The 213-nt window shown below is 35.7% G+C and carries 1 pseudogene; it reads right to left on the reverse strand.

The window, feature by feature from the left end:
• Window positions 1-213, reverse strand: a pseudogene (locus HMPREF2704_RS11655) (ABC transporter ATP-binding protein); the annotation flags it as partial.

Consider the following 213-nt stretch of genomic DNA (forward strand, 5'->3'; position numbering starts at 1 on the left):
CACCTGCGATCATATTGGTTGCTTGAGAGACATAGGCTTGATTAGCTAAGGACTTATCCTTCGTAATTTCATCCAAACGTTTAGAGCCAATTCCACTACAAAGAACAGGTATCGAATAAAAAATGATAAAAAGCAAACCAAGATAAAAGTTAGTCCAAAGAGCGTAACAGATAGAGACTGTTGTAAATCCCAAAGAAGAAATGATAATAACAG

It is taken from the genome of Streptococcus sp. HMSC076C09 (assembly GCF_001837905.1).
In the GTDB taxonomy this organism is placed as follows: Bacteria; Bacillota; Bacilli; order Lactobacillales; family Streptococcaceae; genus Streptococcus; species Streptococcus parasanguinis_I.